At 70.8% G+C, this 12935-nt stretch carries 12 protein-coding genes; 1 reads left to right on the plus strand and 11 read right to left on the minus strand.

All coding sequences use genetic code 11. The features are described from left to right. Positions 1-89: 89 nt before the first annotated feature. From ACFZA2_RS01325 to ACFZA2_RS01345, 5 genes are all read right to left on the minus strand, one after another. On the minus strand, positions 90-1034 hold the full coding sequence (locus tag ACFZA2_RS01325) for a bifunctional riboflavin kinase/FAD synthetase (RefSeq protein ID WP_391399584.1): 945 nt from the start codon (positions 1032-1034) through the stop codon (positions 90-92). After that, on the minus strand, positions 1031-1450 hold the full coding sequence (locus ACFZA2_RS01330) for a hypothetical protein (protein ID WP_391399587.1): 420 nt from the start codon (positions 1448-1450) through the stop codon (positions 1031-1033). Before ACFZA2_RS01330 ends, ACFZA2_RS01325 begins: the two co-directional genes overlap by 4 nt. A 278-nt stretch (positions 1451-1728) precedes the next feature. Beyond that, positions 1729-2097 (minus strand): hypothetical protein, encoded by a 369-nt coding sequence (locus ACFZA2_RS01335; RefSeq protein WP_391399589.1) that lies wholly within the window; start codon positions 2095-2097, stop codon positions 1729-1731. Next, a complete protein-coding gene (gene truB, locus ACFZA2_RS01340; protein ID WP_391399592.1) occupies positions 2094-2987 on the minus strand; it encodes a tRNA pseudouridine(55) synthase TruB in 894 nt (297 codons plus the stop codon). Before truB ends, ACFZA2_RS01335 begins: the two co-directional genes overlap by 4 nt. Then, complete coding sequence (locus tag ACFZA2_RS01345) at positions 2987-3493, minus strand: hypothetical protein (protein WP_391399595.1); 507 nt, start codon at positions 3491-3493, stop codon at positions 2987-2989. The genes truB and ACFZA2_RS01345 overlap by 1 nt, the downstream gene beginning before the upstream one ends. A 151-nt stretch (positions 3494-3644) precedes the next feature. Between ACFZA2_RS01345 and ACFZA2_RS01350 the strand changes: the two genes are divergently transcribed. Continuing rightward, positions 3645-4523: an A/G-specific adenine glycosylase gene (locus ACFZA2_RS01350; RefSeq protein WP_391399598.1), complete on the plus strand. Its 879-nt coding sequence runs from the start codon at positions 3645-3647 to the stop codon at positions 4521-4523. 84 nt (positions 4524-4607) lie between these two features. Here the strand turns inward: ACFZA2_RS01350 and rbfA are convergent, their stop codons facing one another. The 6 genes from rbfA to ACFZA2_RS01380 form a co-directional block, all read right to left on the minus strand. Next, complete coding sequence (gene rbfA, locus ACFZA2_RS01355) at positions 4608-5105, minus strand: 30S ribosome-binding factor RbfA (protein ID WP_391399601.1); 498 nt, start codon at positions 5103-5105, stop codon at positions 4608-4610. A gap of 217 nt (positions 5106-5322) precedes the next feature. Next, on the minus strand, positions 5323-8130 hold the full coding sequence (gene infB, locus ACFZA2_RS01360; RefSeq protein ID WP_391399604.1) for a translation initiation factor IF-2: 2808 nt from the start codon (positions 8128-8130) through the stop codon (positions 5323-5325). 93 nt (positions 8131-8223) lie between these two features. Beyond that, positions 8224-8475 (minus strand): YlxR family protein, encoded by a 252-nt coding sequence (locus ACFZA2_RS01365; protein ID WP_363392689.1) that lies wholly within the window; start codon positions 8473-8475, stop codon positions 8224-8226. 34 nt (positions 8476-8509) lie between these two features. Further along, entirely contained in the window at positions 8510-9499 is a 990-nt protein-coding gene (nusA, locus tag ACFZA2_RS01370; protein ID WP_363392692.1) for a transcription termination factor NusA, read from the minus strand. Between the two features lie 120 nt (positions 9500-9619). Beyond that, entirely contained in the window at positions 9620-10252 is a 633-nt protein-coding gene (locus ACFZA2_RS01375) for a cyanamide hydratase (protein ID WP_363544027.1), read from the minus strand. A 106-nt stretch (positions 10253-10358) separates the two neighbouring features. Then, complete coding sequence (locus ACFZA2_RS01380; RefSeq protein ID WP_391399610.1) at positions 10359-12854, minus strand: glycogen/starch/alpha-glucan phosphorylase; 2496 nt, start codon at positions 12852-12854, stop codon at positions 10359-10361. Positions 12855-12935: the final 81 nt, after the last annotated feature.

Consider the following 12935-nt stretch of genomic DNA (forward strand, 5'->3'; position numbering starts at 1 on the left):
CCGCGACGGCCCGCGACGCGTGGCGACGTCCGTGCCGCGTGGCGACGCCTGCCCCACGTGGCGACGCGTGTGCCCTGCGCCCCTGCTGCTCAGCGCAGGATCGCGCGCGAGCGCTCGACGTCGTCGGCCATCTGGGTGATGAGCGCGTCGATGCCGTCGAACGCCGTCATCCCGCGCACGCGTTCGACGAAGCGCACCTCGACGTGATGGCCGTAGAGGTCGAGCCCGGTCTCGTCGATGACGTACGCCTCGACCTGCCGCGCGTTCACGTCGTCGAAGGTCGGATTGGTGCCGACGCTGATCGCGGCGGGATAGCTCGTGCGCCGCGCCCCGTCGACGTCGACCAGCCACCCGGCGTAGACGCCGTCGGCGGGCACGAAGCCCTCGAGGTCGGGCGACAGGTTCGCGGTGGGATACCCCAGCTCGCGCCCGCGCTTGAGTCCGTGCACGACCTCGCCCCACACCGAGGGAGCACGACCCAGCAGGCGCGCGGCCGTCGAGATGTCGCCCGCCGACAGCGCCTCGCGGATCCACGTGGACGACACGCGCCGGTCGGCGTGCACGGCGCGGACGTCGTCGACGACGTCGACGCGGAAACCGTGCTCCGCTCCCATGCGCTCGAGAAGCGCGGGATCGCCCGCTCCCCCGGCGCCGAACCGGAAGTCGCGCCCGACCAGCACGGTGCGGGCGTCGAGGGCGTCGACGAGGATGCCGCGCACGAACTCCTCCGCCGGGATCGCCGCCAGGGCGTCGTCGAAGGTCAGCAGCAGCGTGGCATCCACCCCGGCCCGCTCGAGCAGGTCGAGCTTCTGGTGCGGTCCGATGACGTCGGCGGGGCACTTCTCCGGACGCAGCACGCGCAGGGGATTGCGGTCGAAGGTCACGGCGACCACGCGCGCACCGTCGGACGCGTCGACCCGCGCGCGGTCGATCACCGCGCGGTGGCCGGTGTGCACGCCGTCGAACTTGCCGATCGCCACCACGGTCGGACCGAAGCCGGCGGGAACCTCAGCGGGGTCGCGGAAGACGATCACGACGTGGTCCGGCGGTGCCGCACGAGCCACCACAGTCCGAGGAAGGGCAGCACGAGCGGGATGAAGAGGTAGCCGTATCCGTACACCGACCACACGGTCGGGTGCTGGAACAGCGCCGGCAGCACCAGGCTCAGCGTGCCGACCGCCAGCACGCCGACCAGCTCGAAGCCGATCGCGACCCAGGCGACGCGGTACCAGGCGGGGCGCGCGGAGAAGACCAACGCGAGGGTCGCGAGGATGTAGACGACCGCGGCCAGGGCGGACAGCGAGTACGCCAGCGGGGCGTCGTCGAACTCGCGCACGATCTGCACGAAGGAGCGACCCGTGGCGGCGAGCGCCATGATGCCGTAGACGACGACGAGGACACGGCCGATGCCGGTCATCCCCCGGGAACGGGTAGGAGTGGTGGATGCCATGACCCCTCGATTCTAGTTCGCCGCGGCCGCGACCGAGCGGCGCGGCAGCGACCGTGGGCGCCGGATCCGGCCCGGGTGGCTTCGACAGGCTCAGCCCCCTCCCGCCCAGGTCCGTGAGTCCCTCCCGCACAGGTCCCTGAGCCTGTCGAAGGGACCGGGACCACCGCGCCGCCCTCGGTGGCTTCGACGAGCTCAGCCACCTCCCGCACAGGTCCCCGAGCCTGTCGAAGGGACCGGGACCACCGCGCCGCCTCGAGCCGCGGCATCCCCCGCACCCCTCAGGCGAGCTGCACCGTCCAGATGACGTGCATGCGCCACACCATCACGGCGACCGCGAGGGCGGCAACACCCATGACCACGGTGCTCCACCGGCTGCGTTCGAGCAGCGCCCACGCGACGCCCGCGATCGGCACGAGCGCCGCCGACACGAGGTAGGTCCAGAACTCCAGCAGGCTCCCCGAGGGCAGGTTGCCCGCGAACGGCGCGATGATCGCCACGACGATCTGCACGATCAGCAGCAGCTCGATGAGGGCGAGTGATCCGACCGTGACGTCTCCCGGCCGCCGGCCGATCAGACCGGCACCGACGGCGACGACGCCCGCGAGCACCGCGATCCCCACCTGCACGAGCGTGAACCACAGGATCATCGGACACTCTCCTCGGGCATGTTCATGACGCTCTTCAGCTGCGTACCGCGCTTCTCGACCACGCCGACGAGGCGCCCGTCGGGATCGATCGCGGCGGCGACGGCGCCGGTCAGCCGCCCCCCGCCGTCGATGCGCTTGCCGTGACGCAGGTCGCGCGCCTCGTCGGGGCCCACCGCGATCGCTCCCATGACGACCGCGGCGGCGGTGGCGGGCTCGATCAGGGCGTCTTCGGCGAGGTCGTCGACCGACGCCGCGCCGGCGACGTCGAACGCCCCGATGCGCGTGCGACGCAGGGCGGTCAGGTGGCCGCCCACGCCGAGGGCCCGGCCGAGGTCGCGCGCCAGGGCGCGGATGTACGTGCCGCTCGTGCAGTCCACGACCACGTCGAGCTCGATGGACCCCTGCCCGCGGCGCGTGGCGTGGACGTCGAAGCGCGAGACGGTGACCCGGCGCGACTTCAGCTCCACCTGCTCCCCCGCGCGCGCGAGGTCGTACGCGCGGCGTCCGTCGACCTTGATCGCCGACACGGTGCTCGGCACCTGGTCGATCTCGCCGGTGAGAGCGGCGATGCCCTTGTGGATCGCGGAATCCGTCACGGCCGCGACCGCGTCGGCATCCGCGCGTTCGGTCTCGACCCCGTCGGCGTCGTCGCTGTCGGTCGACACCCCGAGGAGGATCGTCGCCTCGTAGGTCTTGTCGGCGCCCACGATGTAGGTGAGCAGACGGGTCGCGCCCTCGACGCCGAGCACGAGCAGCCCCGTCGCCATCGGATCGAGAGTGCCGGCGTGACCGATCTTGCGCGTGCCCAACGCGCGTCGCGCGCGCGACACGACGTCATGACTGGTGATGCCTCCCGGCTTGTCGACCAGGAGGATGCCGGGGCGCACCATCAGCAGAAGTCTCCGAAGACCTGGACGGGGTGGGCGGGGTCGGAGTTCTCGACGATGACCGAGGCCGCCGCCTTCGGCCGGACCGTGCGCAGGTAACGCTTCTCGGCATCGGGCAGCTCGGGTCGCGGGGCGCCGATCGGCGGGTTGCTCTCGAGCCAGATCGAGAAGTTCCACAGCCCGCGCACCTCGGGAGCGTGCAGGAAGCGCCCGGAGACGACGAGCACCGCGTCGGCCGGTGCCCCCGCGGAGTCGCCGACCGGCTCACCGGCGCGGAAGGGCGCGACGACACTCTCGCGGACGTCGTCGGCGTGGTCGGCGAGCGACGCGCGGACCACCGCGGTGCCTTCCTCACCGACCGCCGCGGCGAAGGCGTCGGCGAACGATCCAGCCGAGTCGGCGTCGAGTGCGTCGACCGCCACCACCACTCGACCCGCGCGGCTGTTCTGCCGCATCAGGTCGCGGAGGCTCCGCTGCAGTTCGGGGACGGTGTTCTCGGTCGAGGCCATGCCTCCAGCCTACTTTCGCCCACCGACACCAGCCCTCCTCGCCGCGGCCCGCCCCGCGAGATCGCCGTCCGCAGACCCCGGTCCCTGTCCCGCCCGCGACCGAGGTCTGCGTCGGGGCACCCCGGCGTTCCCGCGACAGTAGGCTGGAGGGATGCCAGGACTCGCCGCGCCTCTCATCGACTGGTACCGCGGCGCGGCGCGCGACCTGCCGTGGAGACGCGCGGGCTTCGGCGCCTGGGGAACCCTCGTGAGCGAGTTCATGCTCCAGCAGACCCCCGTCGCGCGCGTCATCCCGCACCTCGAGGCCTGGCTGACCCGCTGGCCCACCCCGGCCGATCTCGCCGCCTCTCCCCCGGGCGACGCGGTGACCCAGTGGGCGAACCTCGGCTACCCGCGCCGCGCGCTGTGGCTGCACCGCGCCGCGGTGGAGATCCGCGACCGTCACGACGGGGTCGTCCCCCGCGACGTCGAGGCTCTGCTCGCCCTCACCGGCATCGGCGACTACACCGCGCGCGCGGTGGCGGTCTTCGCGTACGGGGACCGGCATCCGGTCGTCGACACGAACACGCGTCGCGTGCTCGCCCGCGCGGTCGAGGGACGCGCGCAACCCGGCCCGCCGCACCGTCGCGACCTGGAGCGGATGGATGCCGAACTCCCCGACGACATCGCGGAGGCCGCGATCGTGAACGCCGCCGCCATGGAGCTCGGTGCGATCGTGTGCACGGCGCGATCACCGCGGTGCGACGCGTGCCCCCTGGCCGCGCGGTGCGCGTGGCGGGCGGCGGGATACCCCGAGTCCGAGGACCGCCGCCGCAAACAGGCGACCTACGAGGGCAGCGACCGACAGGCGCGCGGTGCCGTGCTCAAGACCCTTCGCGAGGCCGCGCCGGCGTCGGTGCCGCTGTTCGCCGTGCTTCCGACGTGGCCGGACGCCGTACAGCGCGACCGCGCGATCGATTCGCTCCTCGCCGACGGCCTGGCCGAAGCGATCGACGAGCACCTGCGCCTGCCGGGGCACCCGACGTCCTGATCGGGGGCTCGCGGCCCACCCGGAATGACGAAGAGGCCGGATGCGACCCGCTCGGGGTGGCATCCGGCCTCTTCACACGCGGCATCAGATCCGCGCGGCTTCTCCGTCCTCGTCGAGATCGCCCTCGTCGAGGTCGTCGTCCTCGTCGAGATCGTCGTCGTCGAGGTCGCGCGGCTTGACGTACGGGTCGGCCTCGCCGGCGTAGGCGGCCGACGCGGCGAGACCCGCCACCGACTCGTCGCGCTCGCGCGCCTCGCGCAGCAGCGCCGAGATGTGGTCGGCGTTCTCGGGGATGCCGTCGAGGATGAACTCCAACGACGGGGTGAGCCGCGTGTTGAGGTGCTTGCCGACCTCGCTGCGCAGCATGCCGGTCGCGGACTTGAGCGCCGCGGCGGTGTCGGCGCGGTGCGCCTCGTCGCCCATGACGGTGTAGAACACCGAGGCGCGCTGGAGGTCACCCGTGACCCGCACGTCGGTGATGGTGACGAATCCGAGCCGCGGGTCGCGCAGCCCCTTCTCGAGGCGTTCGGCGAGCACCACGCGGATGCGGTCCGCCACTCGAGCCTGTCGTTCCCCTGCCACTGCCTTCTCCTTCTTTCACATACCGCCGCGAGTACGAGTGCCCCCGTGGCTCATCGCCGGGCGGGAGTCCCGTCACGGGCAGCCGCACCAGCGTAGGCCGGAGGGGGTGTGCATCTCCACGAGCATCGGGGTAGGGGCCCCGCTCTGCTCGGGGAGATGCACACCCCCGCAGGCCGAAGCGGGAGCCGCACCCAAAGGCGCGACCCCCGCACGACAATCAGCCTCGCGGCTTCTCGACCATCTCGGTGGTTTCGATCTCGTCACCGATCTGGATGTCGTTGAACTTGCCCAGGCCGATACCGCACTCGAAGTCCGTGCGGACCTCGGTGACGTCGTCCTTGAAGCGGCGCAGCGACTCGATGGCCAGGCCGTCGGCCAGCACGACACCGTCGCGGATGACGCGGGCCTTGGCGTTGCGCGTGATCGTTCCCGACCGCACGATGACACCGGCGATGTTGCCGAACTTCGAGGAGCGGAACACCTCGCGGATCTCGGCGACACCCGACTGCACCTCTTCGAACTCCGGCTTGAGCAGGCCCTTGAGCGACTGCTCGACGTCGTCGATCGCGTTGTAGATGACCGAGTAGAACCGCACGTCGACACCCTCGCGGGCGGCACGCTCGCGGGCCTTCGTGTCGGGACGCACGTTGAAGCCGATCACGATCGCGTTGTCGATCGTGGCCAGGTTGATGTCCGACTCGGTGATCGCACCCACACCGCGGTGGATGATGCGCAGCTGGACGCTGTCGTCGACCTCGATCTTGAGCAGCGATTCCTCGAGCGCCTCGACGGCACCCGACACGTCGCCCTTGATGATGAGGTTGAGCGACTCGACCTTGCCCTCTTCGAGAGCGCGGGTGAAGTCCTCGAGCGAGATGCGCTTGCGGGCCTTGGCCAGCTGGGCATTGCGCTCGGCGGCCTCGCGCTTCTCGGCGATCTGACGCGCGGTGCGGTCTTCCTCGGTGACGATGAAGACGTCGCCGGCGCGGGGAACCGAGTTGAGACCCTGCACCTGCACGGGACGCGACGGGTAGGCCTCTTCGACCGCTTCGCCGTTCTCGTCCATCATCGCGCGGACGCGGCCGTAGGCCGTGCCGGCGACGATCGCGTCACCGACGCGCAGCGTTCCGGACTGGATGAGCACCGTGGCGACCGAACCGCGACCCTTGTCGAGCTTCGCTTCGATCGCGACACCGCGGGCCGCCTTGTTCGGGTTGGCCGTGAGGTCCAGACCGGCGTCGGCGGTGAGCAGCACCGCATCCAGGAGGGCCTGGATGTTGAGGTTCTGTCGGGCCGAGACGTCGACGAACATGACGTCTCCGCCGTACTCCTCGGCGACCAGACCGTACTCGGTGAGCTGCTGGCGCACCTTGGCCGGGTTGGCGTCGGGCTTGTCGACCTTGTTGACCGCGACCACGATCGGCACGTTCGCCGCCTGGGCGTGGTTCAGCGCCTCGACCGTCTGGGGCATGATGCCGTCGTCGGCCGCGACCACGAGGATCGCGATGTCGGTCACCTGCGCACCACGGGCACGCATGGCGGTGAACGCCTCGTGACCCGGGGTGTCGATGAAGGTGATCGCGCGCTCGATGCCCTCGTGCTCGGTCCAGATCTGGTACGCACCGATGTGCTGCGTGATACCGCCGGCCTCGCCCGCGACGACGTTCGTCTGGCGGATGGCGTCGAGCAGTCGCGTCTTACCGTGGTCGACGTGGCCCATGACGGTGACCACGGGAGGACGGATCTCGAGATCGTCCTCGCTCTCGGCCTCGAGCTCGGCGTCGAGGTCGAGACCGAAGCCCTCGAGGAGCTCCTTGTCCTCGTCCTCGGGCGAGACCATCTGGATCTTGTAGCCGAGCTCGGCGCCGAGGACCTCGAAGGTCGCCTCGTCGAGCGACTCGGTCGCGGTGGCCATCTCACCCAGGTTGAACAGGATGGTCACGAGGGTGCCGGGCTGCACGGTGTAGCCGCGCAGGGCCTCGAGCTTGTCCGCGAAGTCCGCGATGGAGGCACCGCGGCGCAGGCGGATGATCTCGCCGTTGCCCTTCGAGACGTTGACGCCGCCGACGACCGGCGCCGACCGCATCTCGAATTCCTGCCGCTTCGCCCGACGCGACTTACGCTGCTTGGACTTGCCGCCGCCCTTGCCGAAGGCACCCGCGGTACCACCGCCGGGACCACGACCACGGCCACCGCCGCCACCGGGACGACCGGCGAAACCGCCACCGGGAGCACCGCCAACGGGGCGCTGGAAGCCGCCACCGGCGCCGCCGGGACGACCGGGACCGCCGGGACGCTGCTGGAACGGAGCGCCGGGACGACCGGCACCACCGGGACGACCGGCACCGCCGGGGCGCGGGGCACCGGGACGCGGGGCGCCGGGGCGCGGAGCCTGCGGGCGCGGGATGTTACCCGGGGTCGGGCGCTGGCCCATGCCCTGCGCCGACGCGAACGGGTTGTTGCCCGGGCGGGGACCGGCGGGACGCTGGCCCATGCCCTGCGAGGAGGCGAACGGGTTGTTGCCCGGACGCGCACCACCGGGACGCGGGGGCGAGCTGGGACCGGGCTTGGGCGCACCGGCACCGGGGGTGGGGGCCGACGACGGAGCCGCGGGCTTCGCACCGGGCTTGGCCGGGGCGGAGGGGGCGGGCGTCGACGCTGCGGGAGCCGGAGCGGCCGGGGCGGATGGCGCGGGAGCCGGGGCGGCAGCGGGAGCCGCCGGGGCGGCGGGCTTGGCCGGTCCGGGGGTGGGGCCCGAGGGACGGGCACCGGGGGTGGCCGCCGGACGGGCGGGGCCGGGGCGGGCGCCGGCGCCGGGGCGCGCCGCGGGGGCGGCCGACGTGGCGCTCGACGAACCGGACGAGCCCTCGGCCGCGAGGGCGGCGCGGAGCTTACGAGCCACGGGGGGCTCGATGGTGGATGAGGGGCTCTTGACGAACTCGCCGAGCTCCTTCAGCTTCGCAAGCGCGACCTTGCTGTCGACGCCGAGCTCGGAAGCGATCTCGTGCACGCGTGGTTTTGCCACAATTCTCCTGTCTGAGGGCCTACCCCGGACAGGGCAGACCGCTAGTTGCGGACGGGTCTCATTTCGAGCCGTTCACTTCGTGTCCATAGCCGTTCAGCCTTTTCGCTGGAGGGTTGATTCGAAGGTCTGCGTGTCAAGCGGGCCTGACACACGCAATGCTCGTACGAAGGCGCGACGCGTGAGGGCTTTGCTCACGCACGCGTCCGTCTCGTGCACCCACGCTCCCCGGCCCGGCAGCACCGCTCGCTCGTCTGCGACGAGGACCGATCCGTCGGCGACCACACGCAGAAGCGATGATCGGGGGGCGCGTGCGCGGCATCCGACGCACGTTCGTACGGGTTCCATCTTACACCTCACGGTCGCCCGGACGATCTGACCCTCAGTTGTCTTCGAGGATGCTGTCCGGCTGGATGTCGATCTTGGCGCCGGTGAGCTTCGCGGCGAGGCGGGCGTTCTGGCCCTCCTTGCCGATCGCGAGCGAGAGCTGGTAGTCGGGGACGAGGGCGCGGACGGCCTTGGTCGAGGCGTCGAGCACGAACGACGAGGTGACCTTCGCCGGCGACAGCGCGTTCGCGACGAAGCGCGGCAGCTCGGCGTCGTAGTCGATGATGTCGATCTTCTCGCCGGCGAGCTCCTCGGTCACCGCGCGCACGCGGCGTCCGAGCTCGCCGATGCAGGCGCCCTTGGCGTTCACCGTCGGATCGTTCGCCTTGACGGCGATCTTGGACCGGTGCCCGGCTTCGCGAGCGAGCGAGACGATCTCGACCAGGCCCGCGGCGATCTCGGGCACCTCGAGGGCGAAGAGCTTGCGCACCAGACCCGGGTGCGTGCGCGAGACGGTGATCTGCGGGCCCTTGTTGCCCTTGGCGACACTGGTCACGTACACGCGCAGACGCGAGCCGTGCGGGTAGGTCTCGCCCGGGACCTGCTCCTCGGGCGGGAGGATCGCCTCCACCGTGCCGAGATCGACGTGCACCATGCGGGGGTTCGGGCCCTGCTGCACGACGCCGGCGACGATGTCGCCCTCCTTGCCGCGGAACTCCCCCAGCACGGCGTCGTCGGCGATGTCGCGCAGACGCTGGCTGATGACCTGCTTCGCGGCGAAGGCGGCGATGCGGCCGAAGTCATCGGGCGCCTGCTCCTCTTCGCCGATGACGGCGCCCTCGTCGTCGGTGACCGGGGTGAAGATGCCCACGTGACCGGTCTTGCGGTCGAGCGAGGCCCGCGCACCGGCCGGGATCTCGCCGGAGGGCGAGATGTGCTTGGCGTAGGCGGTGAGGATCGCCTGCTCGATGATGCGCGCGAGTTCGTCGAAGGGGATCTCCTTCTCGCGTTCGATCGTCTTCAGAAGTGCGAGATCGATGTCCACAAGGCCCTCCGTTATTCAGCTCTCGTCGACGCGACCGGCGCCGACAACCCTCCTACGATACCCGGGATGCCATCCGCCTCGCGACTCGGGACCGATGACGGAGGCCGATGCACAGTCGTTTCAGAGACGCTCGAGCGGGTTGGCCGCGAGCTTCGCGACCACTCCCCCATCGACGAGCCGCCGAGCGGCGGTGTCGGGCTTGCGCGCGGCCTGGTCGCGGACGCAGGCGCCGAACTCGGCGGCCAGGTCGCCGCGGGGATGCGCCGCCAGGACCTCGCGGAGGAACCCCTCCGGCAGCACGTCGGCGCGCGCGCCCGAGATGTCGAGGCCCGTGGCGATCTCGAGCAGATGGCCCTCGGCATCCATCGTCGGGTCGACGCTCGTCCAGTTGTGCCGCACGATGACCTCGAGCGCGCGCCGACGACGCTCCCGCGCCCAGCCCGCTCCCGCGGTGACGGCGATGGCGACGTGTCCCCCGGCGTCCTCGTACGACAGCGTGTGGTTGTCGAACTCGGCCACCGTGCCGATGTCGTGCAGCACAGCCGACACGTACAGCAGCTCGTGGTCGATGCCGTCGAATCCGCCGGCGCGCGCGAAGCCCTCCGCCCACAGCCACGACCTCAGGCCGTGAGCGGTGATCGCCGCCGACTGGTACTCCCGCGCGAGCGTCAGGGCCGCGCGCGCGGCGGCGGTGTCGGGCACGGGGAAATCGGCGGGTCGCACGGAGCCTCCAGGATCGGGTCCCCCCAGCATCGCGCGCGACGCCCCGCTCCGCCGTGTCGCGACGGCCAGGCGCCGTCGTCTTCCTGCCAGAGCGTGACGGATGCCGCGACCGTGACGCCGCGGCATCCGCCGTCGCTCAGCTCACCGGGGTGGCGTGCCAGATGCGGTCGAGGTAGTCGCGCATCGCCCGGTCGGAGGAGAAGTACCCGCTGCGCGCGACGTTGAGGATCGCCGAGCGCACCCATCCGTCCTGGTCGGCGTACGCGGCGTCGACGCGCTCCTGCGCGTCGAGGTACGACGAGAAGTCGGCGAGCGCCATGAAGCGGTCCTCGTAGAGGAGGTTCGACACGAGGGGCTCGAAGACCGTGCGGTCGCCGTCGGAGAACGCACCCGAGGCGATCAGGTCGATGGCGCTGCGCAGCCGCTCGTCGCGCTGGTAGAAGTCGGCGGGACGATAGCCGTCGGCCCAGAGCGCCTCGACCTCGGGCTCGCTCATGCCGAAGAGGAAGAAGTTGTCGTCGCCGACCAGCTGCCGGATCTCGACGTTCGCGCCGTCGTCGGTGCCGATGGTCAGCGCACCGTTCAGGGCCAGCTTCATGTTGCCCGTGCCCGAGGCCTCCTTGCCGGCGAGCGAGATCTGCTCCGACAGGTCGGCGGCGGGGATGATGCTCTCCGCCAGCGTCACGTTGTAGTTCGCCGGGTACAGCACCTTGAGCTTGCCCCGGATGCGCTCGTCGGCGCTGACGACGTCGCCGACGGCGTTGATCAGGTGGATGATGCGCTTGGCCATGCCGTAGCCGGGGGCGGCCTTCGCGCCGAAGAGGAACGTGCGCGGCTGCACGGCATCCACATCGAGGCGCCCGGAGACGATGCCCTCGTACGTGCTGACGATGTGCAGGACCTTGAGCGTCTGCCGCTTGTACTCGTGCAGGCGCTTGATCATGACGTCGATGAGGTGGTCGTCCGACAGCGCCGGCTCCCCGCGGGCGTCGAGCACGCGGCTGAGCCGGCGCTTGTTCGACGCCTTCACCGCGGCGAACCGCTCGCGGAAGTCGGCGTCGTCGGCGAGCGCCTCGAGTCCGCGGAGGCGTTCGAGATCGACGGTCCATCCCGCGCCGAGCGCCTCGGTGATCAGCGCCGACAGCTCGGGGTTGGCCAGGCGCAGGAAGCGGCGGGGCGTGACGCCGTTGGTGACGTTGGTGAACTTGTCGGGCCACATCGTGGCGAAGTCCTTCAGCACGTTGTCGCGCAGCAGCTGCGAGTGCAGCTCGGCGACGCCGTTGACCTTGGATCCCGCGACCGTGGCGAGATAGGCCATGCGCACCGAACGGAACGGGTGCTCGCCGATGATCGACATGTTGCGGATGAGCAGTTCGTCGTCGCCGAAGCGCTCGCGAACCTCGAGCAGGAAGGCGTCGTTGATCTTGTAGATGATCTCGAGGTGGCGGGGCAGCAGACGACCGAGCAGATCGACCGACCACACCTCGAGCGCCTCGGGCAGCAGCGTGTGGCACGTGTACGCGAAGCACTTCTGCGTGATCGCCCACGCGGCATCCCACTCGAGCTTCTTCTCGTCGACGAGCACGCGCATGAGCTCGGGGACGCCGATCACGGGGTGCGTGTCGTTGAGCTGGAAGATCACACGCTCGGGGAGCTTCTCGAGGTCGAAGTCGTCGGGGAGGACGTTCTCGATGAAGTCCGCGATGGATGCCGCGACGAAGAAGTACTGCTGCTGCAGGCGCAGCTCCTTGCCCTGGGGCGTGGAGTCCTCGGGGTAGAGCACCTTGGAGATGTTCTCGGCGAAGGTCTGCGCGCGCACCGACTGCACGTAATCGCCGGAGTTGAAGGTGTGCAGGTCGAAGGCGTTCGTCGCGACCGCGCGCCACAGGCGTAGGGTGTTGACCCGGCCGTTGTGGTAGCCGGGGACCATCATGTTGTACGGCACCGCGAGCACGTTCCACTCGGGAACCCAGCGCGAGCGTTCGACGCCCTCGTCGTCGTAGGTCTCGGTGGTGCCGGCGAACGAGATCGTCTGGGCGGCCTCGGGGTGGGCGAAGTCCCACGGCGAACCCATGCGCAGCCAGGCGTCGGGCTGCTCCACCTGCTGGCCGTCGGCGAAGGCCTGGCGGAAGATGCCGTACTCGTAGCGGATGCCGTAGCCGATGGCCGGGACGCTCATGGTCGCCAGCGAGTCGACGAAGCACGCGGCCAGGCGGCCGAGGCCGCCGTTGCCGAGCCCCGGCTCGATCTCGACCGCGCGGAGATCGTCGATGTCGATGCCGCACTGCGCGAGCGCCTCGGTGGCGATGTCGGTCAGGCGCGCGGCGAGCAGGTTGTTGTCGAGCTGGCGACCGAGCAGGTACTCGGCCGAGAGGTAGCAGACGGTCTTGTTCTGCTGCGCCTTCTGCTGCGCGCGGTCGTCGAACCACCGTGCCATGAGGTAGTCGCGCACCGTGTACGCGAGCGCCAGGTACTGGTCGTTGACGTCGGAGTTCGACAGCGTCACGCCCTGGTCGAAGTTCAGGTTCTGCAGGAACTGTTTCGCGAAGCCGTCGACGGATGCCGCCGGGGCGACGACGGGCGCGAGGGCCAGGGGGTGGGTCGGGCGCAGCTCAGGAGTGTTCTCGGGCACCCTCCGACCGTAATCAGAAGCGTCATCACTGCCAAGACGGCATCCGCCACGACACACGATCTTCACCCGTTCGCCGCACGG

Origin of the sequence: Microbacterium sp. NPDC007973 (assembly GCF_042958465.1) — a bacterium.
Taxonomy (GTDB): Bacteria; Actinomycetota; Actinomycetes; order Actinomycetales; family Microbacteriaceae; genus Microbacterium; species Microbacterium galbum.